This is a genomic window from Ancylobacter sonchi (genome assembly GCF_018390695.1).
Lineage (GTDB): Bacteria > Pseudomonadota > Alphaproteobacteria > Rhizobiales > Xanthobacteraceae > Ancylobacter > Ancylobacter sonchi.
The window spans coordinates 243,018-256,680 of the sequence record NZ_JAHBGF010000046.1; the positions used below are offsets into that span (position 1 = coordinate 243,018).

At 68.7% G+C, this 13,663-nt stretch carries 11 protein-coding genes; 2 read left to right on the forward strand and 9 right to left on the reverse strand.

Annotated features, from left to right (window positions below; all coding sequences use genetic code 11):
• Window positions 1-41: 41 nt before the first annotated feature.
• The 3 genes from KHC28_RS25340 to KHC28_RS25350 are packed head-to-tail and all read right to left on the reverse strand — an operon-like array spanning window position 42 to window position 5,480.
• Window positions 42-1,910, reverse strand: coding sequence for a methylmalonyl-CoA mutase family protein (locus tag KHC28_RS25340; RefSeq protein ID WP_214011153.1), 1,869 nt, complete (start codon window positions 1,908-1,910; stop codon window positions 42-44).
• A 12-nt stretch (window positions 1,911-1,922) separates the two neighbouring features.
• Window positions 1,923-3,938: an acetyl-CoA carboxylase biotin carboxylase subunit gene (locus KHC28_RS25345; protein ID WP_214011154.1), complete on the reverse strand. Its 2,016-nt coding sequence runs from the start codon at window positions 3,936-3,938 to the stop codon at window positions 1,923-1,925.
• Between the two features lie 9 nt (window positions 3,939-3,947).
• Window positions 3,948-5,480, reverse strand: coding sequence for an acyl-CoA carboxylase subunit beta (locus KHC28_RS25350; RefSeq protein WP_214011155.1), 1,533 nt, complete (start codon window positions 5,478-5,480; stop codon window positions 3,948-3,950).
• 239 nt (window positions 5,481-5,719) lie between these two features.
• Here KHC28_RS25350 and KHC28_RS25355 point away from each other — a divergent pair, with 239 nt between their 5' ends.
• The gene (locus KHC28_RS25355; RefSeq protein ID WP_214011156.1) at window positions 5,720-7,168 is read left to right on the forward strand and encodes a helix-turn-helix domain-containing protein; all 1,449 of its coding nucleotides are present in this window, start codon (window positions 5,720-5,722) and stop codon (window positions 7,166-7,168) included.
• Between the two features lie 9 nt (window positions 7,169-7,177).
• Here KHC28_RS25355 and KHC28_RS25360 read toward each other — a convergent pair whose 3' ends face one another.
• A complete protein-coding gene (locus KHC28_RS25360) occupies window positions 7,178-7,498 on the reverse strand; it encodes a winged helix-turn-helix domain-containing protein (protein WP_214011157.1) in 321 nt (106 codons plus the stop codon).
• Between the two features lie 129 nt (window positions 7,499-7,627).
• On the opposite strand from KHC28_RS25360, the gene KHC28_RS25365 reads away from it, so the two are divergent.
• Window positions 7,628-8,404: a DUF1194 domain-containing protein gene (locus tag KHC28_RS25365; RefSeq protein ID WP_214011158.1), complete on the forward strand. Its 777-nt coding sequence runs from the start codon at window positions 7,628-7,630 to the stop codon at window positions 8,402-8,404.
• A 21-nt stretch (window positions 8,405-8,425) separates the two neighbouring features.
• On the opposite strand, the gene glnT is transcribed toward KHC28_RS25365, so the two are convergent.
• The 5 genes from glnT to KHC28_RS25390 form a co-directional block, all read right to left on the reverse strand.
• A complete protein-coding gene (gene glnT / locus KHC28_RS25370; RefSeq protein ID WP_214011159.1) occupies window positions 8,426-9,727 on the reverse strand; it encodes a type III glutamate--ammonia ligase in 1,302 nt (433 codons plus the stop codon).
• Window positions 9,728-9,833: 106 nt separating this feature from the next.
• Entirely contained in the window at window positions 9,834-11,171 is a 1,338-nt protein-coding gene (locus tag KHC28_RS25375) for an FMN-binding glutamate synthase family protein (protein ID WP_214011160.1), read from the reverse strand.
• Between the two features lie 11 nt (window positions 11,172-11,182).
• Entirely contained in the window at window positions 11,183-11,911 is a 729-nt protein-coding gene (locus KHC28_RS25380; protein ID WP_214011161.1) for a GltB/FmdC/FwdC-like GXGXG domain-containing protein, read from the reverse strand.
• The gene (locus KHC28_RS25385) at window positions 11,908-12,789 is read right to left on the reverse strand and encodes a class II glutamine amidotransferase (protein ID WP_214011162.1); all 882 of its coding nucleotides are present in this window, start codon (window positions 12,787-12,789) and stop codon (window positions 11,908-11,910) included. The genes KHC28_RS25380 and KHC28_RS25385 overlap by 4 nt, the downstream gene beginning before the upstream one ends.
• Window positions 12,790-12,916: 127 nt before the next feature.
• Window positions 12,917-13,627, reverse strand: a complete 711-nt coding sequence (locus tag KHC28_RS25390) for a helix-turn-helix domain-containing protein (RefSeq protein WP_376772798.1) — start codon at window positions 13,625-13,627, stop codon at window positions 12,917-12,919.
• Between the last annotated feature and the right edge of the window lie 36 nt (window positions 13,628-13,663).

Sequence of the window (13,663 nt, forward strand, 5' to 3'; positions counted from 1 at the left end):
GACAGCCTCCATGCCGAGATGGGTAAAGGCACTGCGCGGGCTCATGGTTCCGCTCCCGGCTTCAGCCCGAGCGCGGCATGCGCGGCGCGCAGCGACTCCAGCACGTCGCAGCCGGCAAAGATGAAGCCGTCCACTCCGGCTTCACGCAGCCCGGCCTCCTGCTCGGGCAGCCGCCCGGCGAGCCACAGGTGAGCGGCGCCAGCCTGTTCCAGCGCCCGCGCGGCCGCCTCCCCCCGCTCCGCATAGACGCCGTCCGACCCGCACAGGCAGGCCAGCCGCGTGCCGGAGGCGCGGAAGGCGGCGACGAGGGCGGCCTCGTCGGCAAAGCCGTCATTGCCGGGCGCGGCGATGCCGCCGGCCTCGAACAGGTTTTTCGCGAAACCGGCCCGCGCCGTGAAGTCGGCGGGCGTGCCGAGATTGGCGAGGAATACCGAGGGTGCCGGTTCGGTCCGTGCGGTGGCAGCGCGCAGCGCCTCGAAGGGCTCGGCGAGGCGCTTCGGCACCAGCGGCTCGACCAGCAGCGCGCCCTCGGCGGGGGGCGGCGCATCGAGGCGCGGCAGCGACGCCAGCACGGCTGGCACGGCGGCGCCGAGCAGCGGGAATTCCGAGGTGCCGGTGATCGGCGCCTTGCGGGTGGCGATGTCCTGCGCACGGGCGGCGCGGGCCTGCCCGATCTGCCGCTGCAGGCTGCCCGCTTGCAGCGCCTCGACGATCCCGCCTTCCTTGTCGAGGGCACGGAACAGCTCCCACGCGGCGGCGGCCAGCTCCTGCGTGCGTTCCTCGACCGCGCCGGCGCCGGCGGCGGGATCGGCGACGCGGTGAATGTTGGCTTCCTCGATGAGGATCAATTGGGTGTTGCGGGCCAGCCGGCGGGCGCTGGCCTCCGGCAGGCCGAGCGCTTGGGTGAACGGTAGCACGGCGAGGCTGTCGGCTCCGCCTGCCCCGGCGGCGAAGGCGGCGATGGTGCCGCGCAGCAGGTTGGTGTGCGGGTCGAGCCGGGTGAGGCTGCGCCAGGCGGTCTCCATGTGGATGGCGAGCGGCGGCGGGCTGGCGACGCCGCAGGCCTCCAGCGCCGCCGCCCAGATGAGCCGCAGCGCGCGCGGCTTGGCGAGGGTGAGGAACTGGTCGACATCGGCCACCAGCGTCGCCTCGATCAGCGGCGCGGCCTCCTCGATGGCGAGGCCGGAGGCCTCCAGCGCCCGCAGATAGGCGACGGCGGTGGCGAGCACGCTCGCCAGTTCCTGCGCGTCGGTGGCGCCGGCGACGTGGTACGGGCGTCCGTCCGCCCGCACCATCGGCGCGATGAAGCCGCGCAGCCGCAGCGCCGAGACGGTCTGGGCGAGGCGCAGCGACAGGCTGTCCCATTCCAGCGGCGAGGCGCCGAGCGCGGCGAGGTCGCCGATGGGATCGAGGCCGAAGCGGATGTCGAGCGTCCCGGGATCCTGGGCGTCGAGCAGCGATGCCAGCGCCAGGGCGATGTCGCGACCCTGGAAGCGCCCGGCCTCGACGCGCAGGGTGACGAGATCGGCCATCACCCCGTCAAGCGTGCCGGCGATCGCCGCGCGTGTCACCGGCAGGCCGAAGCCATGCGCCGAGGGGGCGCCGGCGAAGACGAGGGCGAGGCCGTCGGCGCCGTTGGCGAGGTCGTCCAGCGCCTGCGCATTGGCGGTGGCCGGATCGCTATGGTCGATGCGGGTCAGCACCTTCCACGGCGCGCCCGCCGGCCGGGCGGCGACCAGCCCGGCCTCGACGCGGCGCGGCGGCAGGGCGTCGAACGCCAGGCCGTCATAGGTGCGGGTGACCATGCGCCGGTCATAGGGCGCGCCCTTGAGCACGCCCTCGACCAGCTTGAGCCAGTCCGCGCGGGTGGCGGCCGGCGGGGCGGCGAGGTCGAGATCGAGGGGTTCCATAGAGGACTGTCCTCAGGCGAATTCGAGGATGACGGCGTCGACGGCGAGGCTGTCGCCGGCCTTGGCCAGCACCTTCTTCACCGTGGCGTCGCGCTCGGCGCGCAGCACGTTCTCCATCTTCATCGCCTCGACGATGGCAAGTGCCTCGCCGGCCTTCACCTCCTGCCCCTCGGCCACCGCGATGGAGACCACCAGCCCCGGCATCGGGCAGAGCAGCTGCTTGCCGCTGCCGGCCTCCAGCTTCTCGGGCATCAGCGCGGCGAGCTCGGCCTCGCGCTCGGTATAGACCACCGCCGCCACCGCCACGCCGCGATGGCCGAGCGCGACGCCGTTGAGGCGCGGGCGTACCTGCACGCTGATCCGCTCGTCGTCGAACGTCCCGTGCCACACCGGCTCGCCCGGCTTCCAGCCGGAGCGCAGCTCATAGGTGCCGGTGGCACGCCCTTCATCGTCGAGGAAGGTGACGATGAAGCCGCCGGCGGCGCGGTCGACCTCGCAGGACAGCGACAGATCGCCGAGCCGCACCACCCGGCGATGCTCGAACACCACGCTGCGTCCGGGCAATTGCTGGGAGATTGCCCGCTTGCGGGCATTGCCGATATTGTCGATCACCGCCGCCACCGCCGCCAGCCGGCGGGTGAGGGCGGGGGTGAGCGCGGCGCCGGCAAAGCCGCCCTTGTATTCCTCGGCGATGAAGCCCGTGGAGAGCCTGCCCTCGCGCCAGCGCGGGTGGTCCATCAGCGCCGACAGGAACGGGATATTGTGCTGGATGCCGTCGAGGGCGAAGGCGTCGAGCGCGTCGGCTTGCGCCTCGATGGCGGCAAGGCGCGTCGGTGCGTGGGTGATCAGCTTGGCGATCATCGGGTCGTAGAACAGCGAAATCTCGCCGCCCTCATAGACGCCGGTGTCGTTGCGCACGGTGACCCCACTCTCGACCCGCTCCGCCGGCGGGCGGTAACGCGTCAGCCGGCCGATGGAGGGCAGGAAGTTGCGATAGGGGTCCTCGGCATAGACGCGGCTCTCCACCGCCCAGCCCTTCAGCTTCACGTCGTCCTGCGCGATGGCGAGCTTTTCGCCGGCGGCGACCCGGATCATCTGCTCGACGAGGTCGATGCCGGTGACGAGCTCGGTCACCGGATGCTCCACCTGCAGGCGGGTGTTCATCTCTAGAAAGTAGAAGCTACGGTCCTGCCCGGCGACGAACTCCACCGTGCCGGCCGAGTCATAGTTCACCGCCTTGGCCAGCGCGACGGCCTGCTCGCCCATCTTCTTGCGGGTGGCCTCGTCGAGCAGCGGCGAGGGCGCCTCCTCGATGACCTTCTGGTTGCGGCGCTGGATCGAGCATTCGCGCTCGCCGAGATAGATGACGTTGCCGTGCTTGTCGCCCAGCACCTGGATCTCGATGTGGCGGGGATCGACGATGAACTTCTCGACGAACACCCGGTCGTCGCCGAAGGAGGACTTCGCCTCCGAGCGGGCGCGGTCGAAGCCGTCCTGCACCTCGTCGCGGGAATGGGCGATGCGCATGCCCTTGCCGCCGCCGCCGGCCGAGGCCTTGATCATCACGGGATAGCCGATCTCGTCGGCGATGACAGACGCCTGTTCGGCATTCTCGATCACGCCGAGATAGCCGGGCACGGTGGAGACCTTCGCCGCCGCCGCCGCCTTCTTGGATTCGATCTTGTCGCCCATCGCCTCGATGGCGCCGGGGTTCGGCCCGATGAAGACGATGCCCGCCTTCGCCAGCGCCTCCGGAAAGGCGGCGCGCTCGGAGAGGAAGCCATAGCCGGGATGCACAGCCTCGGCGCCGGTCTTCTTGGCCGCGTCGATGATCTTGTCGATCAGCAGGTAGGACTGCGCGGCCGGCGCGGCGCCGATATGCACGGCTTCGTCGGCCATCGCGACGTGCAGCGCGTCCTTATCGGCATCGGAATAGACCGCGACGGTCTTGATGCCCATGCGGCGGGCGGTCTTGATGACGCGACAGGCGATCTCGCCACGGTTCGCGATGAGGATCTTACGGAACATGGATGAGCCTCACAGCGGCAGGTTGTCGTGCTTCTTGGCGGGCGCCTCGACATGCTTGGAACGCAGCATGGCGAGCGCGCGGGCGATGCGCTTGCGGGTCGAGCGCGGGGTGATCACCTCGTCGATATAGCCGCGCTCGGCCGCCACGAAGGGCGACAGGAAGCGCGCCTCATATTCCTTGGTCCGCGCGGCGATCTTCTCGGGATCGTCGATATCGGCGCGGAAGATGATCTCCACAGCCCCCTTGGCGCCCATCACCGCGATCTGCGCCGTCGGCCAGGCATAGTTGACGTCGCCGCCGACATGCTTGGACGCCATGACGTCATAGGCGCCGCCGAACGCCTTGCGGGTGATCACGGTGATCAGCGGCACGGTGGCCTGCGAATAGGCGAACAAGAGCTTCGCCCCGTGCTTGATCAGCCCGCCATATTCCTGCGCCGTGCCGGGCAGGAAGCCGGGCACGTCGACGAAGGTGAGGATGGGAATCTCGAAGGCGTCGCAGAAGCGCACGAAGCGCGCCGCCTTGCGCGAGGCGTCGCTATCGAGCACGCCGGCCAGCACCATCGGCTGGTTGGCGACGATGCCGACCGTGCGCCCCTCCACCCGGCCGAAGCCGGTGACGATATTGCCGGCGAAGGCGGCCTGGATCTCGAAGAAATCGCCCTCATCGACCACCTTCCCGATCAGCTCCTTGATGTCATAGGGCTTGTTCGGGTTGTCGGGGATGAGTGTGTCGAGCGAGGCATCGAGCCGCTCCCCGTCGTCGAAGCTCGGCCATTGCGGCACGCCGGACTGGTTGTTGGCCGGCAGGAAGTCGATCAGCCGGCGCATCTGCAGGAGCGCCTCGACATCGTTGTCGAAGGCGCCGTCGGCCACCGAGGACTTCGACGTGTGCACCTTGGCGCCGCCGAGTTCCTCGGCGGTGACGGTCTCGTTGGTGACGGTCTTCACCACGTCAGGGCCGGTGACGAACATGTAGGAGGTGTCGCGCACCATGAAGATGAAGTCGGTCATCGCCGGCGAATAGACGTCGCCGCCGGCACAGGGACCCATGATCAGCGAGATCTGCGGGATGACGCCGGAGGCGGTGACATTGCGCTTGAACACCTCGCCATAGCCGCCGAGCGCGGCGACGCCCTCCTGGATGCGCGCCCCGCCGGCATCGAACAGGCCGATGATCGGCGAGCGCGTCTTCAGCGCCATGTCCTGGATCTTGGTGATCTTGGCGGCATGCGCCTCCGACAGCGAGCCGCCGAACACGGTGAAGTCCTTGGCGAAGACGAAGACCTGCCGCCCGTTCACCGTGCCCCAGCCGGTGACGACGCCGTCGCCGGGGATCTTGTTGGCCTCCATGCCGAAATCGGCGCAGCGATGCTCGACGAAGGTGTCGAATTCCTCGAAGGAGCTGCTGTCGAGCAGCAGCTCGATGCGCTCGCGGGCGGTGAGCTTGCCACGCTTGTGCTGGGCGGCGATGCGCTTCTCGCCGCCGCCGAGGCGGGCATCCGCGCGGCGCTGATCGAGTTCGTCGAGGATATGCTTCATGGCATGCACCTTCTCCGGGGGCGCCAACCGGAGAGTCGGAAGGGCGCCCGCTCGCTTCGCCTCTTCTAAGCCCTTGTGACCCGCACGATAAGCTGTGAAAATGCGGATCGTAAAACTGTAAAAATTTCACAAGATCGACGCGCGGAGAGCAGAACCCCGCCAGCTCCCCCTCCGCGTCGGGAAGAGGGCGGGACGGCTGGATGATGCCGTTTCATCGGGAGCCCTCGCCGGAGGCCATCATGTCGAAGAAGGTATTCGCCGGTCATGCCGTGCGCAATCTGCGCGAAAGGCTGGGCCTTACCCAGATGGACTTCGCACGGCGCCTTTCGTTGTCGCCGAGCTACATCAACCAGATCGAGAGTAACCAGCGTCCGCTCACCGCCGCGGTGCTGCTGGCCATCGGCCGCACCTTCGACCTCGACATCACCCGTTTCGGTGCCGATGACCTCGACCGCATCGTCGCCGATCTGCGCGAGGCGCTGGCCGATCCGGTGTTCCGGGGGCTGGAGCCGAGCCTGCAGGACCTGAAGAACGCCACCACCCATGCGCCGGCCTTCGCCCACGCCTTCCTGCGCCTGCATGGGGCGATGCGCCGGCTGGTGGAGCGCCGCGCCGCGCTTGACGACGCGGTTACCTCGGCGGGCGGCGGCGAGGGCGACGGCGAGGCCCGCAACCTCGCCCCTTATGACGAGGTGCGCGACCATTTCCACTACATCGACAATTATGTCGACGGCCTCGACCGGGCGGCGGAGGAGAAGAGCGCCGCGCTCGACCTGTTCGCCCGCCCCGACGCCGGCGCGGTGCTGGAGCGGCATCTGCGCGAGCGCCACGATATCGGCGTGGAGACCGCGCCCTCCGACGCGGTGGAGGCGCCGCTGCTGCGCTTCGATCGGCATCGCCGGGTGGCGACGCTGGCGCGCGGGCTCGATCCGGCGAGCCGCGCCTTCCGCCTCGCCACGCTCATCGCCCGCTTCGAGCAGGGCGAACTGATCGACCGGCATGTGGCGGAGGCGGGCTTCCGCAGCACCGCCGCCCGCGAGGTGTGCCGGCTGTCGCTGCAGAATTACTATGCCGGGGCGCTGATCCTGCCCTATCGCCGGTTCGCGCGGCTGGCGCGGGAGCGGCGGCACGATCTCGACCTGATCGCCGCCATCACCGGCGCCAGCCTGGAGCAGGTGTGCCACCGGCTCTCGACGTTGCAGCGGCCGGGCGAGAAGGGCGTGCCGTTCTACTTCCTGAAGGTGGATCGCGCGGGCAACGTCATCAAGCGCCACAGCGCTACGCGCTTCCAGTTCGCCCGCTATGGCGGCGCCTGCCCGGTGTGGAACGTGCACGAGGCGTTCGAACAGCCCTCGAAGCTGCTGGCGCAGGTCGGCGAGATGCCGGACGGGGTGCGCTATCTCTGTCTCGCGCGGGGGGCCATCAAGCCCGTGCAGCGCTTCGGCCAGCGCGAGCGGCGCTATGCGCTCGGCATCGGCTGTGAGCTCTCCTATGCCGGGGAGATCGTTTATGCCGACGGGATCGACCTGAAGGCGGCCAGCATCGCTCCGCTCGGCGTCAATTGCCGCATCTGCCCGCGCACGAACTGCCCGGACAGGGCGTTTCCGCCGCTCGACCGGGCCATCGTGCTCGACCCGGACCGGCGCGGCGTGGTGCCGTTCGACGTGAAGGACGAGCTGCGCTTCTGAGCCCCGTCTTCACCCGCGTGTCGGCCAGGCGATCCAGACATAGCCCTCGCCATATCGGGTGGCGATGAAGCTCGGCGTCCGCGCCCGGTCTCCCAGCTTGGCGCGCAGCCGGTTGATCACAAAGTCGACGCAGCGGTCAGTGGAGTCCGAGCCGGGCCCCGCTATGGCGTCGAGCAGCTGGCCGCGGCTCATCACCCGCCGGGCATTGCCGGCCAGCGCCTCCAGCACGGCGCGCTCGGAGCGGGTGAAGTGGATCTCCACCTTCGACTCGCGAAGCGCGCAGGAAAAATCCTCGTCGAAGACAATCCCGTTGAAGCAGCGCGGGGGCATGGTTTCCTCCCGTCCCGATCCCGCCCGTCGTCCGATCAAACAATACTGCAACAATTGGCGCGCAGCCTCCCGGCCCCGCGGGGTGAAAACCGCGATCAAAAGGTGAGGGGCACCATGCGGGGGTGGCGTATGGTCGTGCGCGGGACGGCCATTGCCCTCGCGCTGTCGATAGCCGTCGCGGCGATGACCGTTGCGGCGCCCTGGCAGGGTTCGCACGCGCAGGGGGGAGAAGCCGTCGAGGTCGACCTGGAACTGGTGCTCGCCACCGATGTCTCCACCTCGATGGACCGCGCGGAAAAACAGCTCCAGCTTGCCGGCTTCGTCGCGGCCTTCCGTGATGGGACCGTTATCGACGCCATTCGTCAGGGCCGGCGCGGGCGGATCGCCGTCACCTATGTCGAATGGGGTGGGGAAGGGCGCGAGCGGGTCGTGTTGCCCTGGACGCTGATCGAGGGCGCAGCGGCAGCGCACGCCTTCGCCGACCGTCTTGCAGAGGGCTCGCCCGGGCGCCTTGTCTATGGCACCGCGATGGGAGAGGCGCTGTTGTTCTGCGCCGACCTGTTCGGCTCCGCCGGTTATGCCGGCGACCGTCAGGTGATCGACCTGTCCGGCGACGGCTTCAGCAATCGCGGACGCCCGCTTGGGGAGGCGCGCGGGGTGATACTGGCACGCGGCATCACCATCAATGGACTGCCGTTGGTCTACAAGGACCCCGACGACGACGAGACCGCCTTTCCCCCCGACGAACTCGTCCGCTATTTCGTCGAGGAAGTGATCGGCGGGCCGGGTGCTTTCGTCTTGCCGGTGCGCTCGGTCGACGCCTTCCCCATCGCGATCCGGCAGAAGCTCATCCGCGAGATCGCGGGCGCGCCTGTGCCGGGTCGGATGGCGGAGCGCCGACCGTGAGGCTGTTCTGTCTTCTGAAGCTCAGATGTCGAGCGTGTTGGCGCGTTCCCATTCCGTCAGGTGGCGCGAATAGGCATTCCATTCCTCGTGCTTCAGCTTGAGGAAGCCGTCGACCACCGGGGCGCCGAGCGCGTTCTTCAGCACCGAGGACTTCTCCAGCGCCCGCAGCGCGTCGAGCAGGTTCAGCGGCAGCTTCTTGGCGCCGCGCACCTTGTGGCCGTCGGTGTACATGTTGATGTCGAGGCGCTTGCCGGGATCGCGCTGGTTCTGGATGCCGTCGAGGCCGGCGGCCAGTACCGCCGCCGGGGCGAGGTAGGGGTTGGCCGCGCCGTCCGGCAGCCGCAGTTCCAGCCGGCCCGCATCGGGGATGCGGATCATGTGGGTGCGGTTGTTGCCGGTATAGGTGACGGTGTTGGGCGCCCAGGTGGCACCGGAGACGGTGCGCGGCGCGTTGATGCGCTTGTAGGAGTTCACCGTCGGGTTGGTGAAGGCGCACATGGCGTCGGCCGAGTGGATCAGGCCGCCGATGAAGTTGTAGCAGAGGTCGGAAACGCCGAGCTCGCCGTCCTCGTCCTCGAACAAATTGGTGTCGCCCTGCCACAGCGAGGTGTGCATGTGGCAGCCCGAGCCGGTGAGGTCGATGAACGGCTTGGGCATGAAGGTCGCCCGCAGCCCGTGCTTCTCGGCGATGGAGCGCGCCATGTACTTGAAGAAGACGTGGCGGTCGGCGGTGACGAGGGCGTCGTCGAAGTCCCAGTTCATCTCGAACTGGCCGTTGGCGTCCTCGTGGTCGTTCTGGTACGGGCCCCAGCCGAGGGTGAGCATGCAGTCGCAGATTTCCTTGATCACCTCGTAGCGGCGCATCAGGGCGGACTGGTCGTAGCAGGGCTTGGTGGCGTCGTCGGAGGCGTCGGAGATCTTCTTGCCGTCCGGCGTGGTCAGGAAGAACTCGCACTCGACGCCGGTCTTCATCTGGTAGCCGATGGATTCGGCACCCAGCATGGTGCTCTTCAGCACGTTGCGCGGCGCCTGCGCCACCAGTTCGTCGTTCATGACGAGATCGGAGGCCAGCCAGCCGACTTCCGGCTTCCACGGCAGCTGGATCAGGCTGTCGGCGTCCGGTACCGCGAACAGGTCGGCATCGGCCGGGCTCATGTCGAGCCAGGTGGCGAAGCCGGCGAAACCCGCGCCGGACTTCTGCATGCCGCCGATCGCCTGGGCCGGCACCAGCTTGGCGCGCAGCGAGCCGAACAGGTCGACATAGGAGATCAGGAAATACTTGATGCCGAGCTCTTTGGCGGCGTGAGCGAGATCATTGGCCATCTGAAACGGTCCTGCTGCAATCGGTGTTCGTGCCATTCCCCCGGCCCGTTGGCGGGCTCGTTGAGGCGATGAATGTGCAAATGCCGCGCCGAAGCGCGGCATCTGGTCAGAAATTCCCGTTGCTGCCCGGGATCCAGTTGGTGCCAGCCAGCGGCACGTTCGCCATCGCCGCCGCCTCGATGGTCAGCGCGACGAGATCCTCCGGCTCGAGATTGTGCACATGGCTCTTGCCGCAGGCGCGGGCGATGGTCTGGCACTCCAGCGTCAGCACCGCGAGGTAGTTGGCGAGCCGGCGGCCGGCGGCGACCGGGTCGAGCCGCGCCATCAGCGCCGGGTCCTGCGTGGTGATGCCCGCCGGGTCGCGGCCCTCGTGCCAGTCGTCATAGGCGCCGGCGGTGGTGCCGAGCTTCTCGTACTCGCCCTGCCAGTGCGGGTCGTTGTCGCCGAGCGCCACCAGCGCCGCCGTGCCGATCGCCACCGCGTCGGCGCCGAGCGCCAGGGCTTTCGCGACATCGGCGCCGTTGCGGATGCCACCGGAGACGATCAGCTGCACCTTGCGGTGCATGCCGAGGTCCTGCAGCGCCTTCACCGCCTGGCGGACGGCGGCGAGCGTCGGGATGCCGACATGCTCGATGAAGATCTCCTGCGTGGCGGCGGTGCCGCCCTGCATACCGTCGACGACGACGACGTCGGCGCCGGACTTCACGGCGAGCGCGGTGTCGTAATAGGGCCGCGCCGCGCCCACCTTCACATAGATCGGCTTCTCCCAGTCGGTGATCTCGCGCAGTTCCTCGATCTTGATCTCGAGGTCGTCCGGGCCGGTCCAGTCGGGGTGGCGGCAGGCGGAGCGCTGGTCGATGCCGACCGGCAGGGTGCGCATGCCGGCGACGCGCTCGGTGATCTTCTGGCCGAGCAGCATGCCGCCGCCGCCGGGTTTGGCGCCCTGGCCGACCACCACCTCGATGGCGTCAGCGCGCTTGAGATCGTCCGGGTTCATGCCGTAGCGCGAGGGCAGGTACTGGTAGACGAGCTGGGTCGAGTGCCCGCGCTCCTCATTGGTCATGCCGCCGTCGCCGGTGGTGGTCGAGGTGCCCATCGCCGAGGCGCCACGGCCAAGGGCCTCCTTGGCGTTGGCCGAGAGCGACCCGAAGCTCATGCCGGCGATGGTGATCGGGATCTTCAGCTCGATCGGCTTCTTGGCGAAGCGGGTGCCGAGCACCACCTCGGTCGAGCACTTCTCGCGATAGCCTTCCAGCGGGTAGCGCGACATCGACGCGCCGAGGAACAGGAGGTCGTCGAAATGCGGCAGCTTGCGCTTCGCGCCGGCGCCGCGGATGTCGTAGATGCCGGTCGCCGCGGCGCGGCGGATCTCCGACAGCGTGTACTCGTCGAAGGTCGCCGAGGTACGGGGCTTGGTGCGCGGGGTATTGGTGAGATCGTTCATGGTCCCGCCCCTCAGTAGCTCGACACGTTGTCGACGTGGAAATGGTAGAGCGTGCGGGCCGAGCCGTAGCGGCGGAACTCGCCGATATCGACCTCGCCGAGGATGCCGGCGGCGTCGAGCTTCGACGCCAGCAGCGCCTTGTGCTCGTCGCGCATCTTCTTCTCGATGCAGTCGGCGCCGAGGCCGGCGACCTTGCCGCGCACGAACAGCTTGGCCTCGTAGAGGCTGTCGCCGAGCGCCTCGCCGGCGTCGCCGAGCACGACGAGCGAACCCGCCTGTCCCATGAAGGCCGAGAGGTGGCCGACCGAGCCCTTCACAACGATGTCGATGCCCTTCATCGAGATGCCGCAGCGCGCCGAGGCGTTGCCGTCGATGACGAGGAGGCCGCCATGGGCGGTGGCGCCGGCCGACTGGCTGGCGTCGCCCTTCACATGGATGAAGCCCGACATCATGTTCTCGCCGACGCCGACGCCGGCATTGCCGTTGATGACGACGCGGCCGCGCTTGTTCATGCCGGCGCAGTAATAGCCGACCGGCCCGTCGATCTCGATGTCGATGGCGGCATCGAGGCCGGCGGCGATGGCGTGCCGGCCATTGGGGTGCGCCACCTTCCAGAAGGTCTGGTTGGTGTCGGGGCCGAGGGCGTGCAGCGCGGCGTTGAGCTCGCGCACGCTGGAGGTCGACAGGTCGACCAGCTGGAGGCCGGCGGCGTCGCCGGCAGGCTTCACGGAAAGGGTCATGCTGCGCGGTCCCAGAAATAAACCTTGGCCGGCTCCGGCTCGAAGACGCGGGCGTTCTCGATGCCCGGCAGGCCGGCGAGCGCGCGGTATTCCGAGCCGAAGGCGACATATTGATCGGTTTCGGCCATGACGGCCGGCTTGCAGGCGATGGGGTCGCGCAGCACGCCGAAGCCGCTCTCGGTGCCGACGACGAAGGTGTAGAAGCCGTCGAGATCGCCGAGCGAATGCTCCAGCGCCTCGCCGAGCGTGTCGCCCTCGCGCATGCGGTAGGTGAGGTACGCGGCGGCGACCTCGCTGTCGTTCTCGGTGGCGAGGTGGAGGCCCTCGCGCTCCAGCCGGCGACGCAGGCCGGCATGGTTCGACAGCGAGCCGTTATGCACCAGGCACTGGTCGGAGCCGGTGGAGAAGGGGTGGGCGCCGTCGGTGGTCACGGCGCTCTCGGTCGCCATGCGGGTGTGGCCGATGGCGTGGGTGCCGCTCATCGTCTCCAGCTTGAAGCGCTTGGCGACGTCGGCGGGCAGGCCGACTTCCTTGTAGAGCTCCATGCGGGCGCCGGTGCTGATCACGTCGATCGCCGGGAACCGGCTCTTGAGTGCCGTGCGCACATCCGCTTCCGCGGCGGCGGGGACGGTGAGCACCGCATGGGTGTCGCGCGGCGTCACCTCATGGCCGAGCGCCGCGCCGATGGCGGCGAAGTCGGTGCCGGCCGGGCCGCGCAGGGTGAGCTTCACCGTGCCGTCCTTGCCGCTGCCATAGACCGCGAAGCCGGCCGAATCCGGCCCGCGGCTGCACATCACGTCCAGCATTTCCGCCAGCAGGGCGCCGAGCTGGGGTTCCAGCTTCGGGTCCTTGATGAAGAGGCCGACAATTCCGCACATCCGCGCGTCTCCCGCAAACCGTTCCGGTTGATCGTGAGGGAGATGTACGGGCAACGCGGCGTGGCGTCAATGTGGGGGAATAAATTTTTCCTGTTAGGAAAAGTTCGGAGGTGAGAGGCGGCGGCGGTCAGATCGGGTCGCGCGGGTAGATGATGATCGACAGATAGGTCATCGGCCGCACCAGCAGCTCCTCCGGCCCGTGGGTGGCGGCGGAATCGAACATCAGCGAATCGCCCGGCCGCAGGTGATAGGTGCGGTCGCCGTGGCGGTACACCACCTCGCCGGTGAGCATGTGGATGAACTCCACCCCGGCATGGCGGAAGCCGGTATAGGGCACCGCTTCCTCGCTCAGCGTGATGAGATAGGGCTCCACCGCCACCTCGCCACCGAGCGCATGTCCGAGCAGCTCGTACTGGTGGCCGACCTTGGTGCCGCGCCGCTCGATATGCACGCCCTGTCCAGCGGGCACGAAGGAGCAGTCGCGCTTTTCCTCGAAGCCGGAGAACAGGCTGGAGATCGGCACGTTGAGCACGCTGGAGATCGCCTGCAACGTGCCGAGCGACGGCGAGATCAGCCCGTTCTCGATCTTTGACAGCATGCCGACCGAGATGCCGGCGGCGCTGGCGAGATCGGAGACGGTGAGGTCGAGCTCGCGGCGGATGGCGCGCACCTGCAGGCCGAGCGCCTGTTCCAGCGTGCGCTCATTGGTGGCCGGCGCGCCCGAGCCGGTGCGCAAATCCTCCGCGCTGGCTTCCGTCCCGGCCGCTTCCTTTGCGCCGGCGCCCTCCGCCTGCTGCCGCTGTTCTGCCAAGACCCGTCTCCTCTGCTCGCTCCACATTGTTTTTAGCCGGGAAATGTCGGGGCGGAAACGCGG